The sequence below is a fragment of the Flavobacterium sp. MEB061 genome (genome assembly GCF_000834715.1).
Taxonomy (GTDB): domain Bacteria; phylum Bacteroidota; class Bacteroidia; order Flavobacteriales; family Flavobacteriaceae; genus Flavobacterium; species Flavobacterium pectinovorum.
This window is the reverse complement of record NZ_JXQR01000045.1, coordinates 96,735-120,254: the sequence shown is the minus strand read 5'-3', so window position 1 is coordinate 120,254 and position 23,520 is coordinate 96,735. Positions and strand designations below refer to the sequence as shown.

18 protein-coding genes and 1 riboswitch are annotated in these 23,520 nt (G+C 32.6%); of the genes, 3 read left to right on the top strand and 15 right to left on the bottom strand.

The window, feature by feature from the left end:
• Positions 1–5 precede the first annotated feature (5 nt).
• A complete protein-coding gene (locus tag RT99_RS18170; protein WP_042566161.1) occupies positions 6–908 on the bottom strand; it encodes a sulfite exporter TauE/SafE family protein in 903 nt (300 codons plus the stop codon).
• 308 nt (positions 909–1,216) lie between these two features.
• On the opposite strand from RT99_RS18170, the gene RT99_RS18165 reads away from it, so the two are divergent.
• Positions 1,217–1,999, top strand: a complete 783-nt coding sequence (locus RT99_RS18165) for a sulfite exporter TauE/SafE family protein (protein WP_042566160.1) — start codon at positions 1,217–1,219, stop codon at positions 1,997–1,999.
• Positions 2,000–2,387: 388 nt separating this feature from the next.
• Here RT99_RS18165 and RT99_RS18160 read toward each other — a convergent pair whose 3' ends face one another.
• The 11 genes from RT99_RS18160 to RT99_RS18110 all read right to left on the bottom strand — a co-directional run bounded on the left by RT99_RS18160 (position 2,388) and on the right by RT99_RS18110 (position 13,470).
• Positions 2,388–2,798 (bottom strand): Rrf2 family transcriptional regulator, encoded by a 411-nt coding sequence (locus tag RT99_RS18160; protein ID WP_008466594.1) that lies wholly within the window; start codon positions 2,796–2,798, stop codon positions 2,388–2,390.
• Positions 2,799–2,933: 135 nt separating this feature from the next.
• Positions 2,934–3,473 carry an RDD family protein gene (locus RT99_RS18155; protein WP_042566159.1) on the bottom strand — a complete coding sequence of 180 codons (540 nt, stop codon included), beginning with the start codon at positions 3,471–3,473 and terminating at the stop codon, positions 2,934–2,936.
• Positions 3,474–3,480: 7 nt separating this feature from the next.
• Positions 3,481–3,990, bottom strand: a complete 510-nt coding sequence (locus RT99_RS18150) for an RDD family protein (RefSeq protein ID WP_042566158.1) — start codon at positions 3,988–3,990, stop codon at positions 3,481–3,483.
• Between the two features lie 196 nt (positions 3,991–4,186).
• Positions 4,187–5,359, bottom strand: a complete 1,173-nt coding sequence (locus RT99_RS18145; RefSeq protein ID WP_042566294.1) for a PLP-dependent aspartate aminotransferase family protein — start codon at positions 5,357–5,359, stop codon at positions 4,187–4,189.
• A 142-nt stretch (positions 5,360–5,501) separates the two neighbouring features.
• Positions 5,502–5,927 (bottom strand): OsmC family protein, encoded by a 426-nt coding sequence (locus RT99_RS18140; RefSeq protein ID WP_042566157.1) that lies wholly within the window; start codon positions 5,925–5,927, stop codon positions 5,502–5,504.
• Positions 5,928–5,994: 67 nt separating this feature from the next.
• On the bottom strand, positions 5,995–8,409 hold the full coding sequence (thrA, locus tag RT99_RS18135) for a bifunctional aspartate kinase/homoserine dehydrogenase I (RefSeq protein WP_042566156.1): 2,415 nt from the start codon (positions 8,407–8,409) through the stop codon (positions 5,995–5,997).
• A 1-nt stretch (position 8,410) separates the two neighbouring features.
• Entirely contained in the window at positions 8,411–9,394 is a 984-nt protein-coding gene (locus tag RT99_RS18130; protein ID WP_242607225.1) for an alpha/beta fold hydrolase, read from the bottom strand.
• Between the two features lie 79 nt (positions 9,395–9,473).
• Positions 9,474–9,581: riboswitch (SAM riboswitch) on the bottom strand.
• Between the two features lie 188 nt (positions 9,582–9,769).
• The gene (locus RT99_RS18125; RefSeq protein ID WP_042566154.1) at positions 9,770–9,970 is read right to left on the bottom strand and encodes a hypothetical protein; all 201 of its coding nucleotides are present in this window, start codon (positions 9,968–9,970) and stop codon (positions 9,770–9,772) included.
• 623 nt (positions 9,971–10,593) lie between these two features.
• Positions 10,594–11,682, bottom strand: coding sequence for an aspartate kinase (locus tag RT99_RS18120; RefSeq protein WP_042566153.1), 1,089 nt, complete (start codon positions 11,680–11,682; stop codon positions 10,594–10,596).
• Positions 11,683–11,881: 199 nt separating this feature from the next.
• Entirely contained in the window at positions 11,882–13,186 is a 1,305-nt protein-coding gene (locus RT99_RS18115; protein WP_042566152.1) for an O-acetylhomoserine aminocarboxypropyltransferase/cysteine synthase family protein, read from the bottom strand.
• A gap of 101 nt (positions 13,187–13,287) precedes the next feature.
• Positions 13,288–13,470, bottom strand: a complete 183-nt coding sequence (locus RT99_RS18110) for a hypothetical protein (protein WP_042566151.1) — start codon at positions 13,468–13,470, stop codon at positions 13,288–13,290.
• Between the two features lie 744 nt (positions 13,471–14,214).
• Here RT99_RS18110 and metK point away from each other — a divergent pair.
• Both metK and RT99_RS18100 read left to right on the top strand, forming a co-directional pair.
• The gene (gene metK / locus RT99_RS18105; protein ID WP_042566150.1) at positions 14,215–15,465 is read left to right on the top strand and encodes a methionine adenosyltransferase; all 1,251 of its coding nucleotides are present in this window, start codon (positions 14,215–14,217) and stop codon (positions 15,463–15,465) included.
• 160 nt (positions 15,466–15,625) lie between these two features.
• The gene (locus RT99_RS18100) at positions 15,626–17,410 is read left to right on the top strand and encodes a DUF4153 domain-containing protein (protein WP_042566149.1); all 1,785 of its coding nucleotides are present in this window, start codon (positions 15,626–15,628) and stop codon (positions 17,408–17,410) included.
• A 61-nt stretch (positions 17,411–17,471) separates the two neighbouring features.
• Here RT99_RS18100 and RT99_RS18095 read toward each other — a convergent pair whose 3' ends face one another.
• From RT99_RS18095 to RT99_RS18085, 3 genes are all read right to left on the bottom strand, one after another.
• The gene (locus RT99_RS18095; RefSeq protein ID WP_042566148.1) at positions 17,472–19,697 is read right to left on the bottom strand and encodes a hypothetical protein; all 2,226 of its coding nucleotides are present in this window, start codon (positions 19,695–19,697) and stop codon (positions 17,472–17,474) included.
• 95 nt (positions 19,698–19,792) lie between these two features.
• The gene (locus RT99_RS18090) at positions 19,793–22,480 is read right to left on the bottom strand and encodes a TonB-dependent receptor (RefSeq protein WP_042566147.1); all 2,688 of its coding nucleotides are present in this window, start codon (positions 22,478–22,480) and stop codon (positions 19,793–19,795) included.
• Between the two features lie 75 nt (positions 22,481–22,555).
• Positions 22,556–23,464, bottom strand: a complete 909-nt coding sequence (locus RT99_RS18085) for a GLPGLI family protein (RefSeq protein ID WP_042566146.1) — start codon at positions 23,462–23,464, stop codon at positions 22,556–22,558.
• Positions 23,465–23,520: the final 56 nt, after the last annotated feature.

The window sequence follows — 23,520 nt, the reverse complement described above, 5'->3', positions numbered from 1 at the left end:
ATCGATTACAATAATTTAGATAATGTTTTTAAACTCAATAATATAATTAAAATTCCAACTGCAATCATCATTGGTTTTCTTTTGATTTTATTTACAAGGTAAGCTCCAAGTGGTGCTGCAATTACACCTCCTAAAATCAAACCGATGATTACCTGCCAACCGTGAATTCCTCCAAAAAGCATGAATGTAATTCCGCTTGCAAACGAAATGGCAAACTCAGCCGCATTTACTGAACCAATAGTGTAACGTGGATTTCTTCCTCTTCCTAACAATGTAGAAGTTACAATTGGTCCCCAGCCTCCACCGCCAACAGAATCCATAAAACCTCCAAAAGCAGCCAAAACACTTAATTTTTTTGTTTTCTTTTTTACAATTGTTTTTTTCAATGCTTTTTTGATAATAATAACAGCCAAAATAATCATGTAAACTGCAATAAATGGCTTGATAAAATCTCCATTGATAACATCTGATAGTAAATAAGCTCCAGTAATTGAACCTAAAACTCCCGGAATCAATAAATGCTTTACCAGTTTTTTATTGATGTTTCCAAAACGATGATGAGAAAGCGCCGATGCTCCTGTTGTAAACATTTCAGATACATGGACCGCTGTACTACTCACAACCGGCGGAACCCCATAAGCCAATAAAAAAGAGGTTGAAGTTGCTCCGTATCCCATTCCTAAAGTTCCGTCTACCAACTGAGCAAAAATACCAATAAAGAAAAAAACCAAAAACTCCTGATTAAATCCTGAAACAAAACCATTCCATGAAAAGTCAGCATAATGATTGTAGATCAAAGTACTTAACAACCCTACAAGCAAAACTACCGGTATGATAACCCATAATTTTTCTTTTATCGACGTATCAGTCTTTACATCAACACTATTTATTTTCAGTTCTTTCTCCATATTTCTATGTTTCTTTTTTAAAAAATCTATTACCCTATCGGCTTACTAGATTACTTTGCAAAAATACTACTTATTTCTAAATATCAAAACAATATTTTTATTTTTTTAACCCCTTAATAATCCATTAATTACACTATAACGAAATATTTAAAGTTTCAACGGAATATTTTAACAAATAACAGCATATTTCATCTTATTTAAACAACAAACATTTACTAAACATTTGGTTTTTAAATACATCTTTTAATGTCTACCATTTCCATAGGATAATTATAAAATTGTTGTTACTTTTACGCCAAATATTTATTATGGATTTTCAGATTGGTCTTGTAATTGCAGGTTTGGTGGTTGGTTTTGTTGTTGGATTAACAGGTGTTGGCGGAGGTTCTTTAATGACTCCGATTTTATTATGGTTTGGTATTCCGCCAACCACAGCAGTTGGTACCGATTTATTATATGCTGCTTTTACCAAAATGGGAGGCGTATTTGTCCATCATAAAAAAGGAAATATCAATTGGTCTATTACAGGCTGGCTTACTTTGGGCAGTGTTCCGGCGGCTTTGCTTACACTTTGGATTTTAAATAGTATTAAAACTGATATTTCAACTATAAATGCTGTAATAAAGTACAGTTTGGGATGGGCACTTCTTTTTACATCAGTAGCTATTTTGTTTAAAAAGAAACTTTTAGTCTTTTCTCAAAAACATGCCGGAGATAAATTTCATAGTGAAAGTCATACTCAAAATATGCTTACTATTGGAATTGGGGTTTTATTAGGCGCTACGGTAACACTAACTTCTATTGGTGCCGGAGCTCTGGGTACGGTTACTTTATTTTTTCTTTATCCGCTTTTACCAACACCTCGTTTGGTTGGAACCGAAATTGCGCACGCTGTTCCCTTAACTCTTGTTGCCGGAATTGGACATGCCTCAATGGGAAATTTAGATTTGGTTTTACTTGGTCAATTATTAATGGGATCTCTTCCTGGAATTTTTATAGGAAGCATGTTAAGCGGAAAAGTACCCGATTTATTGCTGAGAAATGCCATTGCTATAATGCTTTTCATTGCCGGATATAAATTGATTTTTTAGAATAAAATTCCAATCCCGCAAAATTTCCAAAACTTTGTAAATATGATTCTAATAGATATCTATTTAGAGATATCTAAGGATCAACGCTAAATGTTGTGGAGAAACATTAAAGATTTATACATCCTAATTATTTTTTAACGCAGAGATCACAAAGGTTTTTCGCAGAGTTCACTAAGATTTAAGTTGTGTTTTCACAGGCTAAGTACGCAAAGCGTTGTGAACTTTGTGTTTTTTAAAGTTCTTAGATAGATCTCTGCGGTAAAAAATATTTAACGTTATACGATACCTACATAGATATACCTACAAGGTTTTGAAAACCTTGCAGGACAAAAATAAAAGACCTTTCCATTTACTGAAAAGGTCTTTTTTTATTGAGAACAGAAATTGACTAAAATGCAATATCTGCCAGTGAATTACTTTCAAGAATTTTAAGCGTATTATCACGAACTTCAGTCATTAAACGTCTTGCAGCGCATGTAGATTCATCATCGCAATCGTCACATCTTTCATAAAAATTATGACTTGCACAAGGCAACAATGCAATTGGACCTTCGAGAATACGATAGACTTTTGCCATACTAATGTCTTTCGGATCTTTTATCAGATAGTAGCCTCCGCCTTTTCCTTTTTTTGCACCAAGAAAACCTGAATTTCTAAGTAACAGCAAAATACTCTCTAAAAATTTTATCGAAATATGTTCACTTTTGGCAATTTCGGCAATTTGTACAGGCTCGTTGTTTTCGCGTCTGGCCAAATAAGTTAAAGCTTTAATTCCGTATTTTGTTTTCTTTGAAAGCACTTCTTTATATTTTAATTGTTGAGTTGAGATTTTAGATTTTTAGCTAAATCACAAATCTTCATATTTTTAAACAACAAAAATATACTTTTTATATGAGAATAATCACAGAATAAGATTTAAATTCTACTTAGCCTATCAAATTATATCTTCAGTTCCAATTAAATTCAATTCCTGCAATTTCATTTGATCTTCTAATATGTTTTTCTCAACAACATATGTATCAGAAAGAGAATCATGCCACATTCTTCCTGATTCTCCCAAAAAAGATAAAGCATCAAAAGGAATAAGACGACTTAATGTCCTTTTGAAAATTGCGCCAAAACCCGGCTTTAGACCATACTCATTAATTACAACGCTGCCCGTAATAATTTTACCTAAAGTTCTACCCAAGAGACCTTCAAAAATAAAATAGTAGACCATTGCAAAAGAAAGATACGTTCCTATGAATCCAAGACTAATCAAAGTTTCTTCCCACATTCTATAGATATCCCATTGCAAAATATTCCCTATAATTACAATAACAAATGTAACCATGAATATTGTGACAAGTATAAAGACAAAATCAATAATACAGTTAAAAAAACGATCACGATCAAAAGTTAATAATTTCTTTTCAAGAATATAGATAAAGTCACTACTCTTTTGATCGGTGTTTTTTAATTTTATATTTTTCATTCCTTCTTTACGCTTCTACTTCCTGAACTCCAATTAAATTAAACTCATGAAACGTTTTTAAATTTTCCGCCAGATCTTTTTTGTTAACTACATATGTATCAGATATTGTATCATGCCAACCTCTACCTGAATCACCTAAAAAAGAAAAAGCTTCAAATGGAATTAAACGACATAAACTTCTTTTCAAAAAAGTACCAAAAGATGGTTTTTCACCGTTTTCATTTACCACAATTGTACCTGTAATAAGTTTTGCCAATGATCTTCCTAAAAACCCTTCTGTAATTGTATAATAAAAAATTGTAACTCCAATAAAAACTATCTGACCACTAAGATCACCCATATCACTTAACCAAAGTAATATTCCGTTCCATTGAAAAAGACCAGCTAAGATGGCCAATATGAAAGCTAAAGCAAATATTAAGCACATAATAAAAATAATATCTAAAATATAATTTAGGATACGGCTTCCTTTAGAAGCGAACAATTCTTCGTCAATAATGTAAGTAGAGTTACTCATGTTTGGTTTGGTTTTAAGTTTATGATTATTAAATAGATTTGAATTTTAATTCAAACAAAAATATACTTTTTACTCAAACTATTACAAAATAGAATAACGATTTTTAACAGTAATAGAATTACAGCTAAAAATCGTTATTTATAGTAATGATTCCGGATTTTTAAATCTGAAATCTAAAGTATAAAATCTAAATTATCTAAGAAAGCGCCTGATCTAAATCAGCAATAATATCTTTTACTGTTTCTAAACCTACAGAAACACGCACTAAACCTTCTGTAATTCCTACTGCCAGTTTTTCTTCAACAGACAATTTACTATGTGTTGTTGAGGCTGGATGCGTTACAATCGTTTTCACGTCTCCAATATTTGCCGAAAGCGAACATAATTTTATCTTGTCTAAAAATTTTCGCCCGGCTTCGATTCCGCCTTTAATTTCAATGGCGATGATATTACCCCCTAAAAGCATTTGTTTTTTGGCAATCTCATATTTTGGATGCGATTTTAAAAACGGATATTTAATGCTTTCTACATTTGGGTGATTTTCTAAAAACTCCGCTACTTTTAAAGCATTTTCGCAATGTTTATCAACACGAACTGCCAGAGTTTCTAAACTTTTTGACAAAACCCAGGCATTAAACGGTGACATTGCCGGTCCTGTATTTCTTGAAAACAGGTATATTTTACGAATCAATTCAGCCTCTCCAACTGCAACTCCGCCTAAAACGCGTCCTTGCCCATCGATTAATTTTGTTGCTGAATGAATCACGATGTGAGCGCCATATTTAATAGGCTGCTGAATGTATGGCGTGGCAAAACAATTGTCGATTATTAAAATCAAATTATGCTTTTTTGCAATTTGACCCAATAATTCCAAATCTACTACATCGACACCTGGATTTGTTGGCGTTTCTGCATATAAAATTTTGGTATTTGGCTTGATGAAACTTTCTATTGTTTCTGGTTTATTGATATCAAAATAAGAAGTTTCAATTTTCCATTTTGGGAAATAAGTCATAAACAACGCATGCGTAGACCCAAAAACACTTCCTGCAGATACAATGTGATCGCCAGAATCCAATAAAGCGGCAAATGTAGAATATATCGCTGCCATTCCGGTTGCAAAAGCATAACCAGCTTCGGCGCCTTCCATTGCACATACCTTGTCAACAAATTCTGTGGTATTTGGATTACTGAAACGAGAGTAAATATTGCGGACTTTTTCTTCTGTAAAAGAGGCTCGCATATCTTCGGCATCCTCAAATACAAAACTCGATGATAAATACAAAGGAGTTGAATGTTCCTGAAATTGTGTTTTTTCTAAATGTGTACGGATGGCTTGTGTTTCAAAACCAAATTCTTGTTCGTTCATTTTGTTTGTTTTTCTTGTTTCATGTTTCAAGTTTCAAGTTTTCTGCATTGCCTAAAACAAGAACTTAAAACTTAAACTTTATAGAGCATTAGTTAATCTTCATCTAAAAATTATCTAATTCTCTAATTGACTCATTTTCTAATTATAAAGCTTCGTTGTTCAACACAACTTTGTATTTAATTGTTGCTGTTGGCTCAACTGTTTTGGCAACTGAACAATATTTTTCGAAAGAAAGCTGTGCAGCGCGTTGGGCTTTTTCAGGATTAATATCGCCTTCTAAATAAAAAACGACATTGATTTCTTTAAAAGGTTTTGCTTCGTCAACTTGCACGCGCTCGCCTTCGACCTCAGCATTAAAGGATGTTATTTCCTGACGCTGTTTCTTTAAAATCGAAATCATATCAATAGCACTGCATCCTGCAACTCCCATTAATACTAATTCCATCGGACTTGCACCTAAATCGCTTCCGCCAAATTCGGCTCTGCTATCAACATCAACTACATGACCTCTTTCATTTTTTAGTTTGAAATGAAACGCGTCGTTTACTCTGTTTAGGGTTACTTTCATTTTTTTTGTTTTTTGTTTTTGTTTGAGCTCAAATCAGAAATCTAAACTCTGCAATCTAAAATCGATATTATCCTTTATCCGACAATCTCAAAATATCTCCAAATACTCCTCTCGCTGTAACCGCAGAACCTGCACCGGCTCCCTGAATTACGATTGGACGATCTCCGTAAGATTCTGTATAAATTTCGAAGAAAGAATCAGAACCTTTTAATCCGCCTAAGGCAGTATCTGAAGAAACAGAAACCAATTTTACTTCCAGATTTCCTTTGTCATTTTGCAAATCTCCAGACAATTCACCAATGTATCTTAATACGTGATTTGGTTTTTGATCGGCTTTTATTTTATCGTAAATTGGGTCGAATTCTTTTAGTTTTGTCAAGAAATCAGAAACATTTCCATCACGTAAATGTTCCGGAATTAAATTCTGAATCGAAATTTCTTCAAACTCGTTTTGCAAATCTAATTCTCTGGCCAAGATCAATAATTTTCTTCCCACATCATTTCCGCATAAATCTTCGCGTGGGTCTGGTTCTGTGTATCCGTTATCAATTGCTTCTTTTAAAATTTCGCTAAACGGAACATCTTTTGCAGAAAAATTATTGAATAAATAACTCAAAGTACCGGAGAAAACTCCTTTTATCTTCGTGATATTTTCACCAGAAAGGTGTAATAATTTTATTGTATCAATTAATGGCAATCCTGCACCAACATTGGTTTCGTACAAATAATTCTTTTGGTTTTCTGCCAAAGCTTTTCTCAATTCTTTATAAAAACCATAGCTTAATGTATTGGCAACTTTATTCGAAGAAATTAAATCGAAACTGCTTTCTATAAACGGAATATAATTTTCTACAAATGAAGCACTTGCCGTATTATCAATCGCGATTAGGTTTTCTAAATGATGCTGATTGGCGTAAGCAATAATATCCTGAATGGTGTAAGCAAGACCTTCTTTTTCAATGTCTGTTTTCCAGTTTGAAGTTACGCCATTTTTATTTAAAAGTAATTTTTTAGAATTGGCAATTGCAAAAACATTCAATCGAACATCTTTTCTTTTTTCGATGGCTGCAGCTGATTCTAAAATCTGATTGATTAAAGTTCCGCCTACTAAACCGTGACCAATAATGGCAATGTTGATTTTTTTAGAAACCCCAAAAATCTCACCGTGAATTACGTTTAAAGCTTTATTCAGCTCCGATTTTTTAACAACCAAACTCACGTTTTTACCCGTAACGGTGTTGTTAAATAATATTGGAACAATTTTATTTTTAATTAATGCCGTGTAAGGCTTATGGAAAGTACTTAAATCCTGACCAATAATTGAAATTACAGATACGTTGTCTGTTACTGTAATCTGGTTTACATCTTTAGAATAAAAGTCGTTTTCAAACTCTTTTTCTAGTTCAACCATTGCGGTTGTTGCTTTATCAGTCGCCACTACAAGCCCAATTCCTCTTTCTGAAGAACCTTGCGAAATGATACTTACACTGATGTTGTGATCGCCCATTACTTTAAAAATTCGGGCATCAACGCCGGCTTTTCCAAGTAATCCGCGACCTTCAAGATTTACAAGAGAAACATTCTCTAATACCGAAAGTGTTTTGATTCCTTCTTTTGCAGAATCTGAAGTGATTAAAGTTCCGCGATTTTCGTGATTGAATGTATTTAAAATACGAAGCGGAATATTTTTTTCCAACAATGGAATAATCGTTTTTGCGTGCAGAATTGTTGCTCCAAAATTGGCTAATTCGTTTGCTTCGTTAAATGAAAGAAATTCGATTTTTTTAGCATCTGCAACCAAATCAGGATTTGCTGTGTAAATTCCGTCAACATGTGTAAAGTTTTGTAATTCTTCAGCATTCAAATAATTAGCAATTAACGAAGCGGTGTAATTACTTCCGTTTCTTCCTAAGGTTGTGGTGTCGTTATTGTTGTTTGAACCAATAAAACCGGTTACAATATTTACAGTCGAACCGTTATGTTCTTTAAAATAATTGACAACATTTTTCTTCGAAAGCTGTTCTAAAGGCTGTGCATCACCAAATTTAGAATCGGTTTTCAGCAATTCTCTTGCATCAACAAAATTGGCCGGAATTCCTTTTTCTTTTAAAATCGAAGTCAATAATTTAGCCGAAAGCAATTCGCCTTTAGACAAAATCTGATCTTTAATTTTATTGCTGTAATCACCAATTAAGCTTACACCTTCAAAAAGTTTTTCTAAAATAGTAAACTCTTCAGATAAATCAACTTGTGGATAATCTGAAATTTGATAGATTTTAAAGTTTTCGAATAATGGTTTATAATTTCCGTTTTTGGCAGCAATTTTTAAAATATATTCTAATTCATCTGTAGCATTTCCGCGGGCAGAAACTACAACGGCAATTTGTTCGCCCTGATTTACTTTATCTGAAATAATTGAGACAACTTTGTTAAGTCCTTCTCCGTTTGATAATGATTTACCTCCAAATTTTAATACTTTCATTTTATTTTGCTATTGTTTCTGCCTTAAAAATATCGGCAAGTAAATGATCTAATTGTTTGTACTCGATTAAAAAAGCGTCATGTCCGTGAACAGAATCTATTTCGTTATAAAAAACATTGTCTTTGAACTTTTTTAATTCCTGATAAGTTTCTCTGTTTTCTTTTGCCGTAAAAAACAAGTCAGAATTAATTCCGATAATGTGAATTGTGGCATTTGTTTTTGATATTAAGGTTTCGAAACTCTCACTATTTCGAGTTATATCTATGGTTTTAAGCAACTGGTTCATTAATTTATAAGAAGCCAATTGGTATCTTTTCTGCAATTTGTCTCCGTGATGCGCCAGCCAGCTTTCTATATTAAAAACAGAAAGATTTGGGTTTGTCGTACGTTGAAATTTTTCTTTGAATGATTCCGGAGATCTGTAACACAACATTGCATGAATTCTCGCATCTTCAATTGGTCGTGATGAATTGTTCAGGATTTGTTCCTGTAAAAAGCAATTGGCAATCATCCAGTCTGTCGATTTCCAGTCTGTTGCAATTGGAATCAGGTTTTGAGTTATGTTTGGTTTTAATGCCAGCATTTCCCAGGCAATTCCACCGCCAACAGAACCTCCAATGATTGTATAAACCTGAGTTATATTTAGGGCATCAAGTCCTTCAAGAAAAATTCTGGCAATATCTCTGGTTGTAAAATCCTGATAATTTTCGATCAAAAATGTATCTGTCCCATTACCCGGAACATTGAATGCCAAAACGGTGAATCTATTTGTATCGATTGTTTTTCCCTGGCCAATTAAATCATTCCACCAGCCATTTTCGCCTGTAACCTGAGCATTTCCGGTCAAGGCGTGATTGACCAAAACAATAGGCGCGCTATGTAATGGCAAACCAAAAACGGTAAAACTTAAAGGTAACGAACGGTAAAGTGCACCATTTTCGGTGGTGAAATTTTGTATGCTAATGGGGTTTGGTATATTTTCCAATTTCAAATCTGTTGTATTATTGATTTGTATCTGGAAATATTAGAAAGAAAAAACTAGTATGAAACTAGAAAAATTCTTGTTGTTATCTTTCCACGTTTGGCGTGGTAGAATGCAGCACCTTCTTCGCTTTACCGAAGGGTTGCTAAGGATTCATCGGGTCTAATCCCTCGTCCTTTCTTTATAACATTTCAATACGTTTTTGAACTTAAAGGTGCAAATTAACTACTAATTTCTTAAACAAACAAATTTTATCGAAACTGATTGCTCAATTTCTTAAACATAATTCAAACTAAAACTATTGTACGCAAAAATTTACCGAACAATTTGCCCAGTAAAATTAAGCAGGTTTTCCCTTATTCTATGATGCTTTTCGATTTAGATAAAAAGCGTTTCATTTTCTTTTGAGTACATCAAAAACAATAAAGAGTTTGGCTCTTTTTTCTCTTCTTTTTTATCTGTTTCAGTTATTCCGAACCTTGGATGGATCAATTCATTCTTTGGCGGCGGCGGATTGTTTCTTTTAGTCCTGTTTTTCAATGTTGAAAATGTTTTTGCGATGTAGTTTAATGTACTCATGATATTAAGTTTTAGTTTGTTGTGTTATTATGTTTACTATTCGTTTATTATTTTGTTAAGAAGCCAAATGAAATAAAAAAACCCTTTTGGATCGGGATACCAAAAGGGTTTAAGTTTTTCAAACTCATATATACTTTTAGTATCAACAGACGCGCACGCAAATAAATGCGACAGAGAACTTTTGGTTCATCTGTAGGGACTTATTCATCTGTGATTTATTTATTGTTTTAAATTCTTGCATTTTCTTATAAAATTAAAAAGCCTCCAAAAAAATTATCGGGAGGCTTTTGCATATGTTTTTATTGTTTTCTTACAATTTAAGCAAAAGACTTCCCAACGGTTTTAACCGAAATGGCGCAAAACATTTTATAGACATTTAAGTTCATTGATTCAGTAGCTTTTGGGTTTAACAAATATGGCAATATTATTTTAATTACGCAAATAAAAAACAATAAATTAATACGAAAATCCGACAAAAAAGTACTTTTTTTCGATATAAAACATCTTACAAAACTTTTGTTACACAAAGCAGAAGTAAAAACTTACAAATAATTGATTTACACCTTAATATTTCCACAAATCAGTTTATCAAAGAACATTTCAAAGCATTTTTTAATTTGGTTTTAAAGCCAAACTGCTTCCTTATTTTTAATTTTTTCGGCAACTTTTAAGATGTCAGTTATAATTCCTCTTGAAATTGCCTGTTTACAAGCCGAAGCACTCTGAATTACGATCGGAACATCGGCATATGATTGTGTGTAGATTTCAAAAATGGTATCAGAACCTTTTAATTGTCCAATTGCCGATGCTGCAGATTCTGAAACTAATTTTACTTCCAATGTGTTTTTCTCTACATCAAATTCACCAACGTATCTTAAGACATGATTATCGGCCTGGGTGATTTTTGAAATTTTAAAATATCGGTCAATCGCTTCTTTATTAAGAATTCCGTTTTTCTCTAAATGCTCTTCTTTAATAAGCGAATTGATTTTAATATCCGACAGTTCAAAATCCTTTCCAATTTCTCTGGTCAGAATGAGCAGTTTTTTTGCTGTATCATTTCCGGATAAATCTTCTTTAAAGGTAGAACGCATCAATCCTAATAAACTGGCATCTTTTAAAACAGAAGAAAAAGTGGTTTCTTCATTCGAAAACCGGTTAAAAACATAACTCAGATTATCTGAGAAAACGCCCCGAATCCTTGTTATTTTTTCTCCTGAATAATACAAATCCCTCAAAGTCTGTAAAACCGGAAATCCGGTATCAACCGATGTTTCGTACAAAAACTCTTTGTCGTACTTTTTAAGATTTTCGCGTATTTCTTTATAAAGATCAAGCGGAAGCGTATTTGCCTTTTTATTTACCGCTACAATATTGAATCCGTTTTGAATCAATGTATTATAATGACTTATCAATTCGTCGCTCGCCGTGGCATCAACAGCAATCAAATTTTCAAATTCGTTTTCTTTTGCAAATTCTATGATATCTTCTACTTTAAACGGAACAGCCAATTGCACAAAATTGGTTTCCCAGGCATATCCAACGCCTTCTTTCTCGAAAAAAGCAACTGTAGAATTGGTGATTATCGGAAAATGAAAATCGATGTTTTTACTTTGCAGAAAAAATTCCTGACTTTCAATTATCTGATTGATCAAAGTGCTTCCGATATTTCCAATTCCGAAAAGGATAATATTTATTTTAAGCTTTGACATAATTTTAATTTTAATTTATTAAACCATATAAGTTATATAAGTTCATATAATGTGTCGACGATTATAATTTAGACGCACTGCTGTGCGTCTCTACTTATATGGTTCAAAACTTTATACTTGAATGCTTTTCTCATAAAAAATCACCTTTAGCAAAAACTCACTCGCTAAAGGCAATTTTTCAAACAAAAAACAAAAAAACCTAATTTTTATTGATGCTGTATTGTGACTGAGTCACACTTGCAAAAACCGTTTTTAAGTCGGCTATTAAATCTTCGATATCTTCAATTCCAACAGAAAGTCTGATCAAATCTTTTGAAACTCCTGTTTCAAGTTGTTCATCATCTGTTAGTTGTTGGTGCGTTGTACTTGCCGGATGGATAATTAATGATTTTGTATCACCAATATTGGCCAGCAATGAGAATAATTTCGTTTGATCTACTACTTTTTTGGCTGCTTCAAAACCACCTTTTAATCCAAAAGTGATAATTCCGCTTTGTCCTTCCGGAAGATATTGTTTGGCTAAATCGTAATATTTATTATTTTTCAAACCCGGATAATTTACCCAAACCACCTCATCTTGTTTCTCTAACCATTCGGCAAGAGCTAAAGCATTTTCGCTGTGTTTTTTAATTCGAATTGGCAATGTTTCTAATCCCTGAATAATCTGGAAAGCATTAAATGGACTCAAAGCAGATCCGAAATCACGTAATCCTTCAATTCTTGCTTTTGCAATAAAAGCAGCATTTCCTAAAGCTTCGTGATACACTAATCCGTGATATCCGGCAGAAGGTTCTGTAAATTCAGGGAATTTTCCGTTAGACCAGTCAAAAGTTCCGGCATCGATAATCGCTCCTCCTAATGAAGTTCCGTTTCCGGCAATATATTTAGTTAAAGAGTGAATTACGATATTCGCTCCGTGTTCAATTGGTTTTAACAAATAAGAAGTCGCGACAGTATTATCTACAATAAACGGCACTTTAAATTTTTTGGCTTCCGCAGAAATTGCTTTCAAATCCAATACATCCAATTTTGGATTTCCTAACGATTCTACGAAGAAAGCTCTTGTATTTTCTTTTGCCGCTTTGGTGAAGTTTTCTGCTTTTGCAGGATCCACAAATGTGGTTGTAATTCCTAAACGAGGCAAAGTCACTTTTAATAAATTATAAGTTCCTCCGTATAAACTATTCGAAGCCACAATATGATCTCCGGCTTTTAGCAAAGTCAGGAAAGTCGTCGCAATTGCCGATGCTCCAGATGCTGTAACTACGGCTGCAATTCCGCCCTCAAGCGCTGCTAAACGTTGTTCCAGAACATCATTTGTTGGATTATTCAATCTGGTGTAAATAAACCCGGCTTCGGCAAGGCCAAATAAGTTGGCTGCATGATCAGCATTATTAAATACGTATGACGATGTTTGGTAAATTGGCACCGCTCTTGTGCTTCCGTTTTTAGTTACATCGTGTCCTGCGTGTAGTGCGTTTGTTGCGAATTTTTGTGTGCTCATGATTTCTTAGTTTTTAAATATTGTTAAATAGATTTTATATTGTAATTGAATTTTATTTTTTGAAATTGACATTGAATTTGATTTTTGATATTGAAATAGATTTAAACAAAATCTCCTTCTTCTTCAAGATCATACATTTGAAACAGTAATGATTTTTGACTTTTCATATACTGTTCCGGATTGTACTGTAAAACTTTATTGGTTTCTTCAGCATTATTGTTTTTTTGAGAATCTGTTCTTAATAAGTATTGAAATGCGATTGTATTGATATCTAGTGTGTTCATGATTTTTAATTTTAATTGTTGGAAATAAAAAAAGCCCTTTCGGATGGCTTACCAAAAGGGCTTATAGTTGAAACTATAACAAAGATTTTATCTTTCACTTTCGGCAATAGCAGGTCTGGACGCACATCGACATCTTACAACACATCATCATTTTATTTACTACTGAATTCATTTTATTTTGTTTTCACCATATAAGTGATATAAGTTCATTTTAGTTTTATTTTGAAACTCCACTTATATTTTCTTACATCACTTATATGGTTTAATTAAATTTGATCAAAAAAAAACCTCTGCGATTTGCAGAGGTCTTATTGTTATTTTTAGATTTAGATACTAAACAATAGTGCACTCTGCGGAAGTTTCCGGCATCATGCAACACATATTTTTAATAACTAAATTCATTTTTGTTCTTGTTTTGTTTGGCAAATGTGAGAACTTTTTTTCAATCCACCAAACAAAAATTGATTTATTTTCCATTACCCTATCAAATTAGTATATTATGTTAAATTTCTGCTTATAAAAAGAAAAAATGTTCAACTTTAATTTGCAAATCAAAATGGTTTTGTACTTTTGCACCCGAATACAGAGGAAAAATTTGAACTGATTGCAACCTCTTCATAATGAAACGGTTCGTTATGAATACTGAAAGATTGATTTCAGTAGTAAAAAATGCTAAAGCAGGAATTCTCCTTTAGCCTTTTTCAGCAATTATTTTCCTCGCTTAATTTTAATTTAATAATTATTATGGCTTATTTATTTACGTCAGAATCTGTTAGTGAAGGGCATCCAGACAAAGTTGCAGATCAAATTTCGGATGCATTAATTGATAACTTCTTAGCATTTGATCCTGACTCAAAAGTAGCATGTGAGACTTTAGTTACAACTGGTCAGGTAATTTTGGCCGGAGAAGTAAAATCGAATACTTATCTTGATGTGCAGCAAATCGCTCGTGAAGTAATCCGTAAAATTGGATATACAAAAAGCGAGTACATGTTTGAGGCAAATTCTTGTGGAATTTTATCAGCAATTCACGAACAATCTGCTGATATTAATCAAGGTGTAGACAGAGCTAAGCCAGAAGAACAAGGTGCAGGAGATCAGGGAATGATGTTTGGTTACGCAACTAACGAAACTGAAAACTACATGCCTCTGGCACTTGATTTATCTCATAAATTATTACAGGAGTTGGCTATTTTAAGACGTGAAAATAATGAAATCACTTATTTACGTCCGGATGCTAAATCTCAGGTAACTTTAGAATATAGCGACGATAACAAACCAACTCGTATTGATGCGATTGTAATCTCAACTCAACACGATGATTTTGATGAAGAAGCTACAATGCTTGCTAAAATCAAAAAAGATATTATCGAAATTTTGATTCCTAGAATCATTGCAAAAAATCCAACGCACGCTCATTTATTTAATGATAAAATCAACTACCATATTAACCCAACAGGAAAATTTGTTATTGGAGGACCTCACGGAGATACTGGTTTAACAGGAAGAAAAATCATTGTTGATACTTACGGTGGAAAAGGAGCTCACGGTGGTGGTGCTTTCTCTGGAAAGGATCCAAGTAAAGTAGACAGAAGTGCTGCTTATGCTACACGTCATATCGCTAAAAACTTAGTGGCTGCAGGTGTTGCTGACGAAATTCTTGTACAGGTTTCTTACGCAATTGGTGTTGCACAGCCAATGGGTATTTTTATCGAAACTTACGGAACTTCTAAAGTAAATTTAACTAACGGTGAAATTGCTAAAAAAGTAGAAGAGTTATTCGATATGCGTCCTTACTTTATTGAGCAACGTTTAAAATTAAGAAACCCTATTTATAGCGAAACTGCTGCTTACGGACACATGGGACGTAAACCAGAAGTTGTTACTAAAACTTTTGCTGCTCCGGGCGGGCATTCAAAAACTGTAACTGTTGAGTTGTTTACTTGGGAAAAACTTGATTTTGTAGACAAAGTAAAAGCTGCATTCGGACTTTAATTTTTAATTCAAACGGTTATTAATTCTTAGACTTCACAGTCCATTTCTTTTTAATCTTACTTATATTACCCCCGATTTCTATTCGTTTAGAGATCGGGGTTTTTATTTGGTTATTAGTTTGCATTTGCTTTTCTTTAGTGTGAAATTAACCATCCCAAAAATGAGCAAACTTCCTTCGTTACAAAACGTATTAAACGCAATACAAAAAACAGTTCTTAGATTTCCTTTAGAAACCATTACAGCAATTCTGGGAACTATTTTTGCCATCATACTTAATGAGTTTGATTACAGCAATCCCAAAAAACATTTTTTCGAAAAAGCTTTATTGAGTTCTTCTTTATGTTTGGTTCTGTTTCTTTCTGTGAGTTTGTTTTTTCTTAGTTCGAACAAAAAGAACATTTTACGTTTTATCACAAGTCTAATTCTTGGATCGCTGGTTGTCGCTTTTGTTTTTAGTTTTAGAGACCGAATGATAGATACAGAATTTCAGCAGTTTTTTGTTCTTAATATTGCGCTGCATCTTTTGGTTTCCTTTGCTGGTTTTTTACCAAAAAAGTACAATCAGGAAGAGTTTTGGGAATTCAATAAACAGCTTTTTCTCAGGATTTTAACTTCTGGGTTATATAGCGTTGTACTTTATTGCGGTTTGGCTTTGGCTATTTTAGCTGTCGAAAAACTATTTAAATTTGATTTTTACGATAATATTTATCTTTATATCTTTTTCGTTATTGGCGGAATCTTCAATACCATTTTCTTTTTAAACGGAGTTCCTCAAATTGATAATCATGAAGTTCCGCTTCAGTTAAATTATCCAAAAGGGCTTAAAAATTTCACGCAATATGTTTTATTGCCTTTGATAAGTCTTTATCTGGTAATTTTAATTTGTTACGAAGCCAAAATTCTTATTACGCTTTCGTTGCCCGTTGGTTGGGTTTCTTATTTAGTTTTAGCATTTGCCATTACTGGTATTCTTTCCTTTTTACTCGTTCATCCAATCGCAAATGAAAGCGGAAATCTCTGGATGCGCACGTATAATCGCTGGTTTTATTTCTTATTAATTCCACTATTGGCACTATTATTTTGGGCTATTTTATACCGAATTAATCTTTACGGTTTTACACACGAACGTTATTATGTTTTGTTATTATCAACTTGGCTTGCGGTTGTTGTAGCTTATTTTTTAATTCAAAAGCATCCTAAAATAAAATTCATCCCTATAAGTATGTGCATTGCCGGATTGTTTTCAATTGCTGGCCCGCAAAGTGCCAATTCTGTTTCAAAATACAGTCAGTTATCTCGCTTTGAAAGTTACATGCAAAAGGATAAAAAAACAAAACTGACTTTTGAAGAAGAACAGGAATTGAGCAGTATTGTTTATTTTTTGGATAGAAATTATGGTTTTGAAGTTCTGTTGCCGTACGCTGACAAAAAATTAGACGCGCTTTATAAAAAAGATAAAGATCCGGATTCACATCAAATCATGGAAAGTTTAGGTTTTGAATATCGATCTGAATATGACAGAAAAGACGATTTAAACGATTCTTTTAGTTATTATTTTTATGAAAGAAATGATAATGCCGTTGAAAATATTCATGGCTATGATTTTAGTTTTACAATCCATAGCAGCATCTCTTTTGATTGTAAAGATTGTATCACTATCGGCAACACACCTTATTCAATACTATCACAACAAAAAAAATACGATCGTAATTTACAGATCAATGAGGATATAATTCCATTAAAAATAAATGATTTTGTTAATTCAAATTCAGCCTTTAAGAGTAGAAATAATTACGATAATTCAGCCGTAAAAATTAATCAAAACATAGAAAATTCAAAATACAATATTTTACTAACGTATATTAGCGCAAATGGTAAGATTGAAAACAACAAAAAAATCTTAGAAAACTACCAGATAAAAGTAATGATTGGTATTAAAAAATAAAAAAAAGAACCCGACAAAAGTAAAATCTTGTCGGGTTCTTTTTTATACGAATTTTAAAATTCTAATAGGTTCCGTCTTCCATTTTAGTTAATGTTTCGCGAATTTCAACGGCAGTTTGTTCGTCAATTTCATCAGTTAAAAACTTAACTGCCAACTTTTGAGTTACGATTGCTTTCTCTTTTTGACCGTCTTTATAATACAACTGCCCTAATGTATCTAAATAATACGGATTGTTTTTAGTTACAATTAAACTATACTCTGACCAACTTACAGCATCTTTTATGAAACTATTATTTGCAGGTTTTAATACTGTTGCCCAGGCAGCATTATTCGCAAGATTGGAATGGTAATCTTTAAATGAATTCCATCCGTTATAAGAATAATCAGAATCAGTGTCTAATGTCGCAAACATACTGTCTAATCTCTCAATAGCATTCCCTTTTTCGGTTGATAAATTCGAATCAAAATAAGATTTAAATTCTTTTAAGAAAGCAATATCATCCACACTGTTTTGACTATCTGAATTCAAATATTCAAAGTAATTTTTATAACAATCAAAATTTCCTTTACCGCTTGCAATCAACTTTTTGTAGATCGCAATTATTTTATTCTGATTTGCTTTTCCTTCAACACCTTCTTGCGTTACATAACTATTTTGTTGCAAAGCTGATGAAATTTCAAAACTTAAACTTCCTTTTAGTAATGCTAAGGCAGTTCCATTTTCATCTTCTATGCTCATTTTTTCAATGGCATCATAATGCTTTAACAAATAATCAATTGCTAAGAAATCGGTGTCATTAAAAACACGCTCTTCATTAAAAAACTGTTTAGTGAAACCTACATTTTTTATTTCTCTCAAGATCGTTTCTACCAATTCTCTGTTTGGTTTTGTATCTTTTTGGTGTGATTCAATTAACTTTTTCCAGATCTGAGTCACTTCTTTTTTATCCAGAGCAACTTTTGCAATATTAAAATCAACCGGATTTAACTCTACTGTAACAGAATCTGTTGTTTCATATTCATACGGTATATCAAGTATTGAAGCTTTATAAAAAGCCGAAATAACATCAGTATCTGTTGCTTTTTTATTCTTTGCCACTTTAGCAAAAGCAAAAAATGCATTGGCTCTTTGCAGTTTTTTGGCAAACTCATCATAATAACTTAACTCTGATTTTTTATCTAATAAATTCGATTTTGCGGTTGCCAAAACATCTCCATCTCCATTTAATATTACAATAGCAGGACTGTCAGAAATTTTATTGGTTTTAAGCCATTTTTTATCATCGCCTGTAGCCAAATAATAATTAAAAACATCATATTGCGCATTGTAAGCATCATACATATAATACCCAACCTGTTCTTCAAGATCTTTTAATACTGCATCAAAATCAGTTTTTGCTGCAGGGTTTTTACTATCATTATAAACTATTAAAAATTTAGTTTTAGCAGCTTTAGTAGCAGCAATAGCGCTTTTTAAATTGTTTTCGACTTTAAATTTAAAATCATATTTAGAAGCATAATCTACTGTTGCAGCACTATCTACAGCAACTCCAAAATCATCGCTAACTAAAGGTTCTTTTCCTGGATATGTCCATTTTAAAACACTTTTATTTTCAATTGGCGTAACATTTGATGCTACATCAGGCTGCGCATCTTTTGAATTTATAAAGGTCAGAGGATTTTTTCCTGCATGTTCTGCAATCTGTAATTCATTTGTTTTTTTATCATAAAAACCTGCCAGATTTAAATCATTTACTTCATTAAGTTCATATTTAATCGTAATTTCTGAAACGTCTTTTGGCAAAGCAAATTTTGAAATTGTACTCTTTGCCTCATATTCTTCGAATACTAAATATAAATAATCGGTACGATCAATTTCAAACTCTACGTCGATATTCGTCCATTCGGGATCCAGCTTGGTTTTAATATCTGAAAGTCTTTCATATTGAACAGCTTCAGACCCTTTTTGTGTTCCTACATAAAATGAATAAAAAGAAGGATCTATAAACTTAATTTTAATTTTTTGGGATTTATTATCATTCTTATAAGTAAGGTTAAAAGGATTTTCGACCTTTTTACTTTGAATAAATACTAAAGAATCGCCTTTAATCTTGTAGTCACCAGAGTAAAAAACCAATTCGTATTTATTATTGTCTAATAAGTTTAATTTGATTTTCTGACCCTTATTTGTAGAAATATAAGTTCCTTTTTCTATTGTTTTTGTTTGAGAGAAAGAGGCAAACACTACACAAAAAAACAATAAGAAACTCCATATATAATTGCGCATAATATAAATTTTGGCTTGTTAATATTAAACGTAAAGATATTTGATTATTATCGAAATCAATTGCCTTAAATCCAAAAATAGATACTTAATAGATACTATAGATTATATTTCATCGAAAAAATAATATAGCGCGGCTGCACGGTATATTGAGAAACCCTTGTAGAAAACTGCGAAAAACTGTCATCATTTAAATAGGTTGTGTTTAGCAAGTTTGTAGCCGATATTTTATATTCCCATTTGCTGTCTTTTTTTTGATAAATTAAACTGGCACTCAGAAAATCATACTCGTTATCGACTGTTTTATTCCCGTTATAATAATGGTAAAATTCATATTCTGAAACAAACGAAAAACTATTCAGAAAATAATAATCTAATCTCGCAAAAGGTTTGTCTGTATAATAGGTCGAACCACTGTATTTATTGATTAACGCATTGTATCCAAACTCGATATTGGGCAGGTTTTTATAATTTGTTGAAGCTTTTACAGTATAACTCTGTACAAAACTTTCTGTTGTAGCCAATTGATTGTTCTGAATATTATTAAACTTCGACCAATTGAAACTTGCATTTACAGAAGCTTTATAATTCTTCAAGAATGATCGACCGTAATTTCCCATTCCCGAAAAAGTTTCATCTGCCAAATTTGAATTATAAGGAACAGATGACTGATTAATTCCTGTAAATTCTGCCGCTGTTTTTATTGCATCTACTTTTTTAGTATAAGTTGCATTCGCAAAAATATTTTCAAAATTGAACATGTTATATTTAAAATATCGCAACGTATGCACTTGCGAAGTAGCATTTTCCAGAAAACGATTTCCTCTAAACAAACTACTGTAATCAGATAAAACATAACCCGAGGCCAATTGATTAACATCTGTAAAATCGTTTGACAAAGAGAAATTATAAGTTAGCGTTTCTGCTTTTTTAATTTGATAAAGAGCAAAAAAATCCGGTAATACTTTTGTAAAATTCTGAGAGTAATCTGTTCCTGACTGCGTGTTTTTCATCGCATACGAATGCACACTAAATCCGGGTGTTAATGTAAATTTCCCTGTCAATATTTTATAATGAAATCCTAAAAATACATCATCAAAATTATAATTTACCTGATTATTATTTTCCGATGTATTCAAATCATTTTTATCACCATTATCCAAAATCTGAAACATATGAGAATTAAAATTTTGATGTGAATAGGTATTCCCAAATGTAATATTGATGTTGCTTTTTGGCGTTACCATATAATAGTAATCCAGTTTTGCATCGATTTTATTGGTTTTTACAAAACGATCCTGATTCAAATCATTTCTGTCTTGTCCGGAAACATAACCTGCCAAATCAAAAGGCTGTGTTCTTAAATTGGCATTATAAAACGGATTTTCATCCTGATATAAATGCTGCATTTCAAAAGCAAAAATATTTTTGGTGCTTTGCGTATAATACAAACTCAAATTTTGATTTACCGATGTTGGATCGTGCTTTTTATTCGTTAAAATAGTTTCGGTATCCGAAATATTATCAACAACAGATTCCCGCAACAAATTGGTGTCTTCATCTTGTTTGGATAATTTTGTTAAGATGTCATAATCAAATTGAAATTTATCATTTGGCTTATAAGTCGAACTCAGTTTAAAAAGACCCAAATTGTTTTTTTGATGGGTTAATTCATCTCGTTTTTGCTCATCGCCAGAATCTAAAATGGTAGTTTGAGACTTGGTTTCCAAATCTGTTTTTGAAGAAGAAAGAATTCCGAAACCACTAATATTCCAGGATTTCGTAACGGAATAAGCAAAATTTGTTGCTCCAAATTTCGTTTCAATTTCCTTGGCGCGATTGTTTCGTAAAAGTGAAATCCCAATATCATTCGAAGAAATATTAAAATTACTTCCGCCCTTTTTCATCATATTTTTAAAACCTCCCGTAAACTTAAAATAGTCCTGCGCCGTAAGCGGCAGTTCTCCAATATTATTAAAATTGGTGATTAAATTTATACTGTATTTCGGACTATAATAAAATAGTTTCGGGTTAATAATATACCGGCTATCGAGTTCTCCAACTCCAATTCCTGCAGTAACATCACCAAACCAAAAGTTCTTTTTGCCTTCTTTCAGTTTAATGTTCATCGCCACATTATCCTGATCGTTTTCTAAACCTTTTAAAGCACTGACTTCATTATAATTTCGCAAAACCTGAATTTTATCAATGGCATCGGCAGGAATATTTTTAACGCCAAGTTTAGTATCTCCGTCAAAAAAATCTTTGCCTTCAACCATCAATTTGCTTACTTTTTTTCCTTCAACTTCAATTTCACCATCAGCATTTACCTCAACTCCGGGAAGCTTTTTCAGTACATCTTCCAGTTTTTTTTCTGTTCCCGATTTAAAAGAATCTGCATTATAAACAATCGTATCACCTTTTATGGAAACAGGCATTTCACGCACAATTTCTACGCCTTCAAGTTCAATTCCGGCGCCGTCCATGACAATGTTCTGTACTATATTTTCAGTCTTTGTCGAAAGGGAAATTTCTTTCGATTTCATTCCGAGATAACTGATTTTTACGATATAAGATGCATTAGGTTTCAGAGTAAGCTGAAATCTTCCTTTATCATTTGTAATTCCGTACGAATCCATAGCTTTTGTAGCCGAATTTATAGCCATAATATTGGCCATTTCTAACGGATTTTTCTGCTCGTCCTGAATGAATCCATCAAAACGAACACTTTGAGAAAAGGAAACAGAAGTCAATAAAAAGGCTACGAAACAAAGTATTTTGTTCATTTTGAAAGTTTTGTAATTTGGACCCGAGCGATAGCGAACAGGCGAAGCAATTTGAAATTTTAGAAGTTTGAAGCTTTATCTTCCTATCATTGGAGGTGGTCCACCTGCACGACCACGATTCATTTCCCTAAATTCCTCCATCTTTTTAATTACGGTTTCATCATAATCTTTTTGCGAAATTACTTTTCCTTTTTTAGATGGTTTTATTTCTGCTTTTTCTTTGGCATTCAAAACAATTTTCGAACATAAAATCGTTGTTCTTCCGTCGTTTATTTCTAAAATCAAACCTGGTAAACCCCAATAGTTTTCTGGCCCCTGATTGACCGGAATTTCCGGCGTATACCAAGCTGTTACGATAATTTCTTTTGGCATTTCAAAATTATCTTCAAAGTTGGTTTTTGTTTCTCCCGAAGTTTTTTTGGCTTCGTCTTTCTTTTCTTCCGGTTTTTTATCGTCGTTGTTTTTAGGCCTGAAATTTCTAAAATCAGTTTTACTGGCTTCTTTTACAGCCGTAGCTTTGTAACAATTGTAACCGCCAATTTGCTTGGTTTCCTGTTCTAATTTCCAATTTAATTTTGGCAAGGAATCAACAACGAGAAATTCTTTTCCCATAAATTCCTTATCAACTGTATATGATTTCGTTTTTACATCTTTATAAAAAGTTCCGCCGCCGCCCATAAACGAATTCATCATCACTCGCATTCCGCCGCCTTGCTGTCCGGGTGCGTCCAGTTTTTCTTCTTCTTTATAAATAGAAGCCGATTTATCAAAATTCAGAATAAACGTTTTCTCCAGCATTTTTTTCATTCGCTCTTCCATGTTCTTTTGCATCTCTGGCGTAATATCCCGATTACCGCCCCGCATACCTTCAAATTTTGGCGCCTGCGTTTTTGACTCATAAACAGCCATTCCCTGAAAATCTTTTTGAGCCTGCATTTGAGTAAATACAAGGACCAAAGACATATATATAATTACTTTTTTCATTTCGTTTTGTTTAAAATTGAGTAAATCCGATAAAACTTACATTCAAATGTATTATT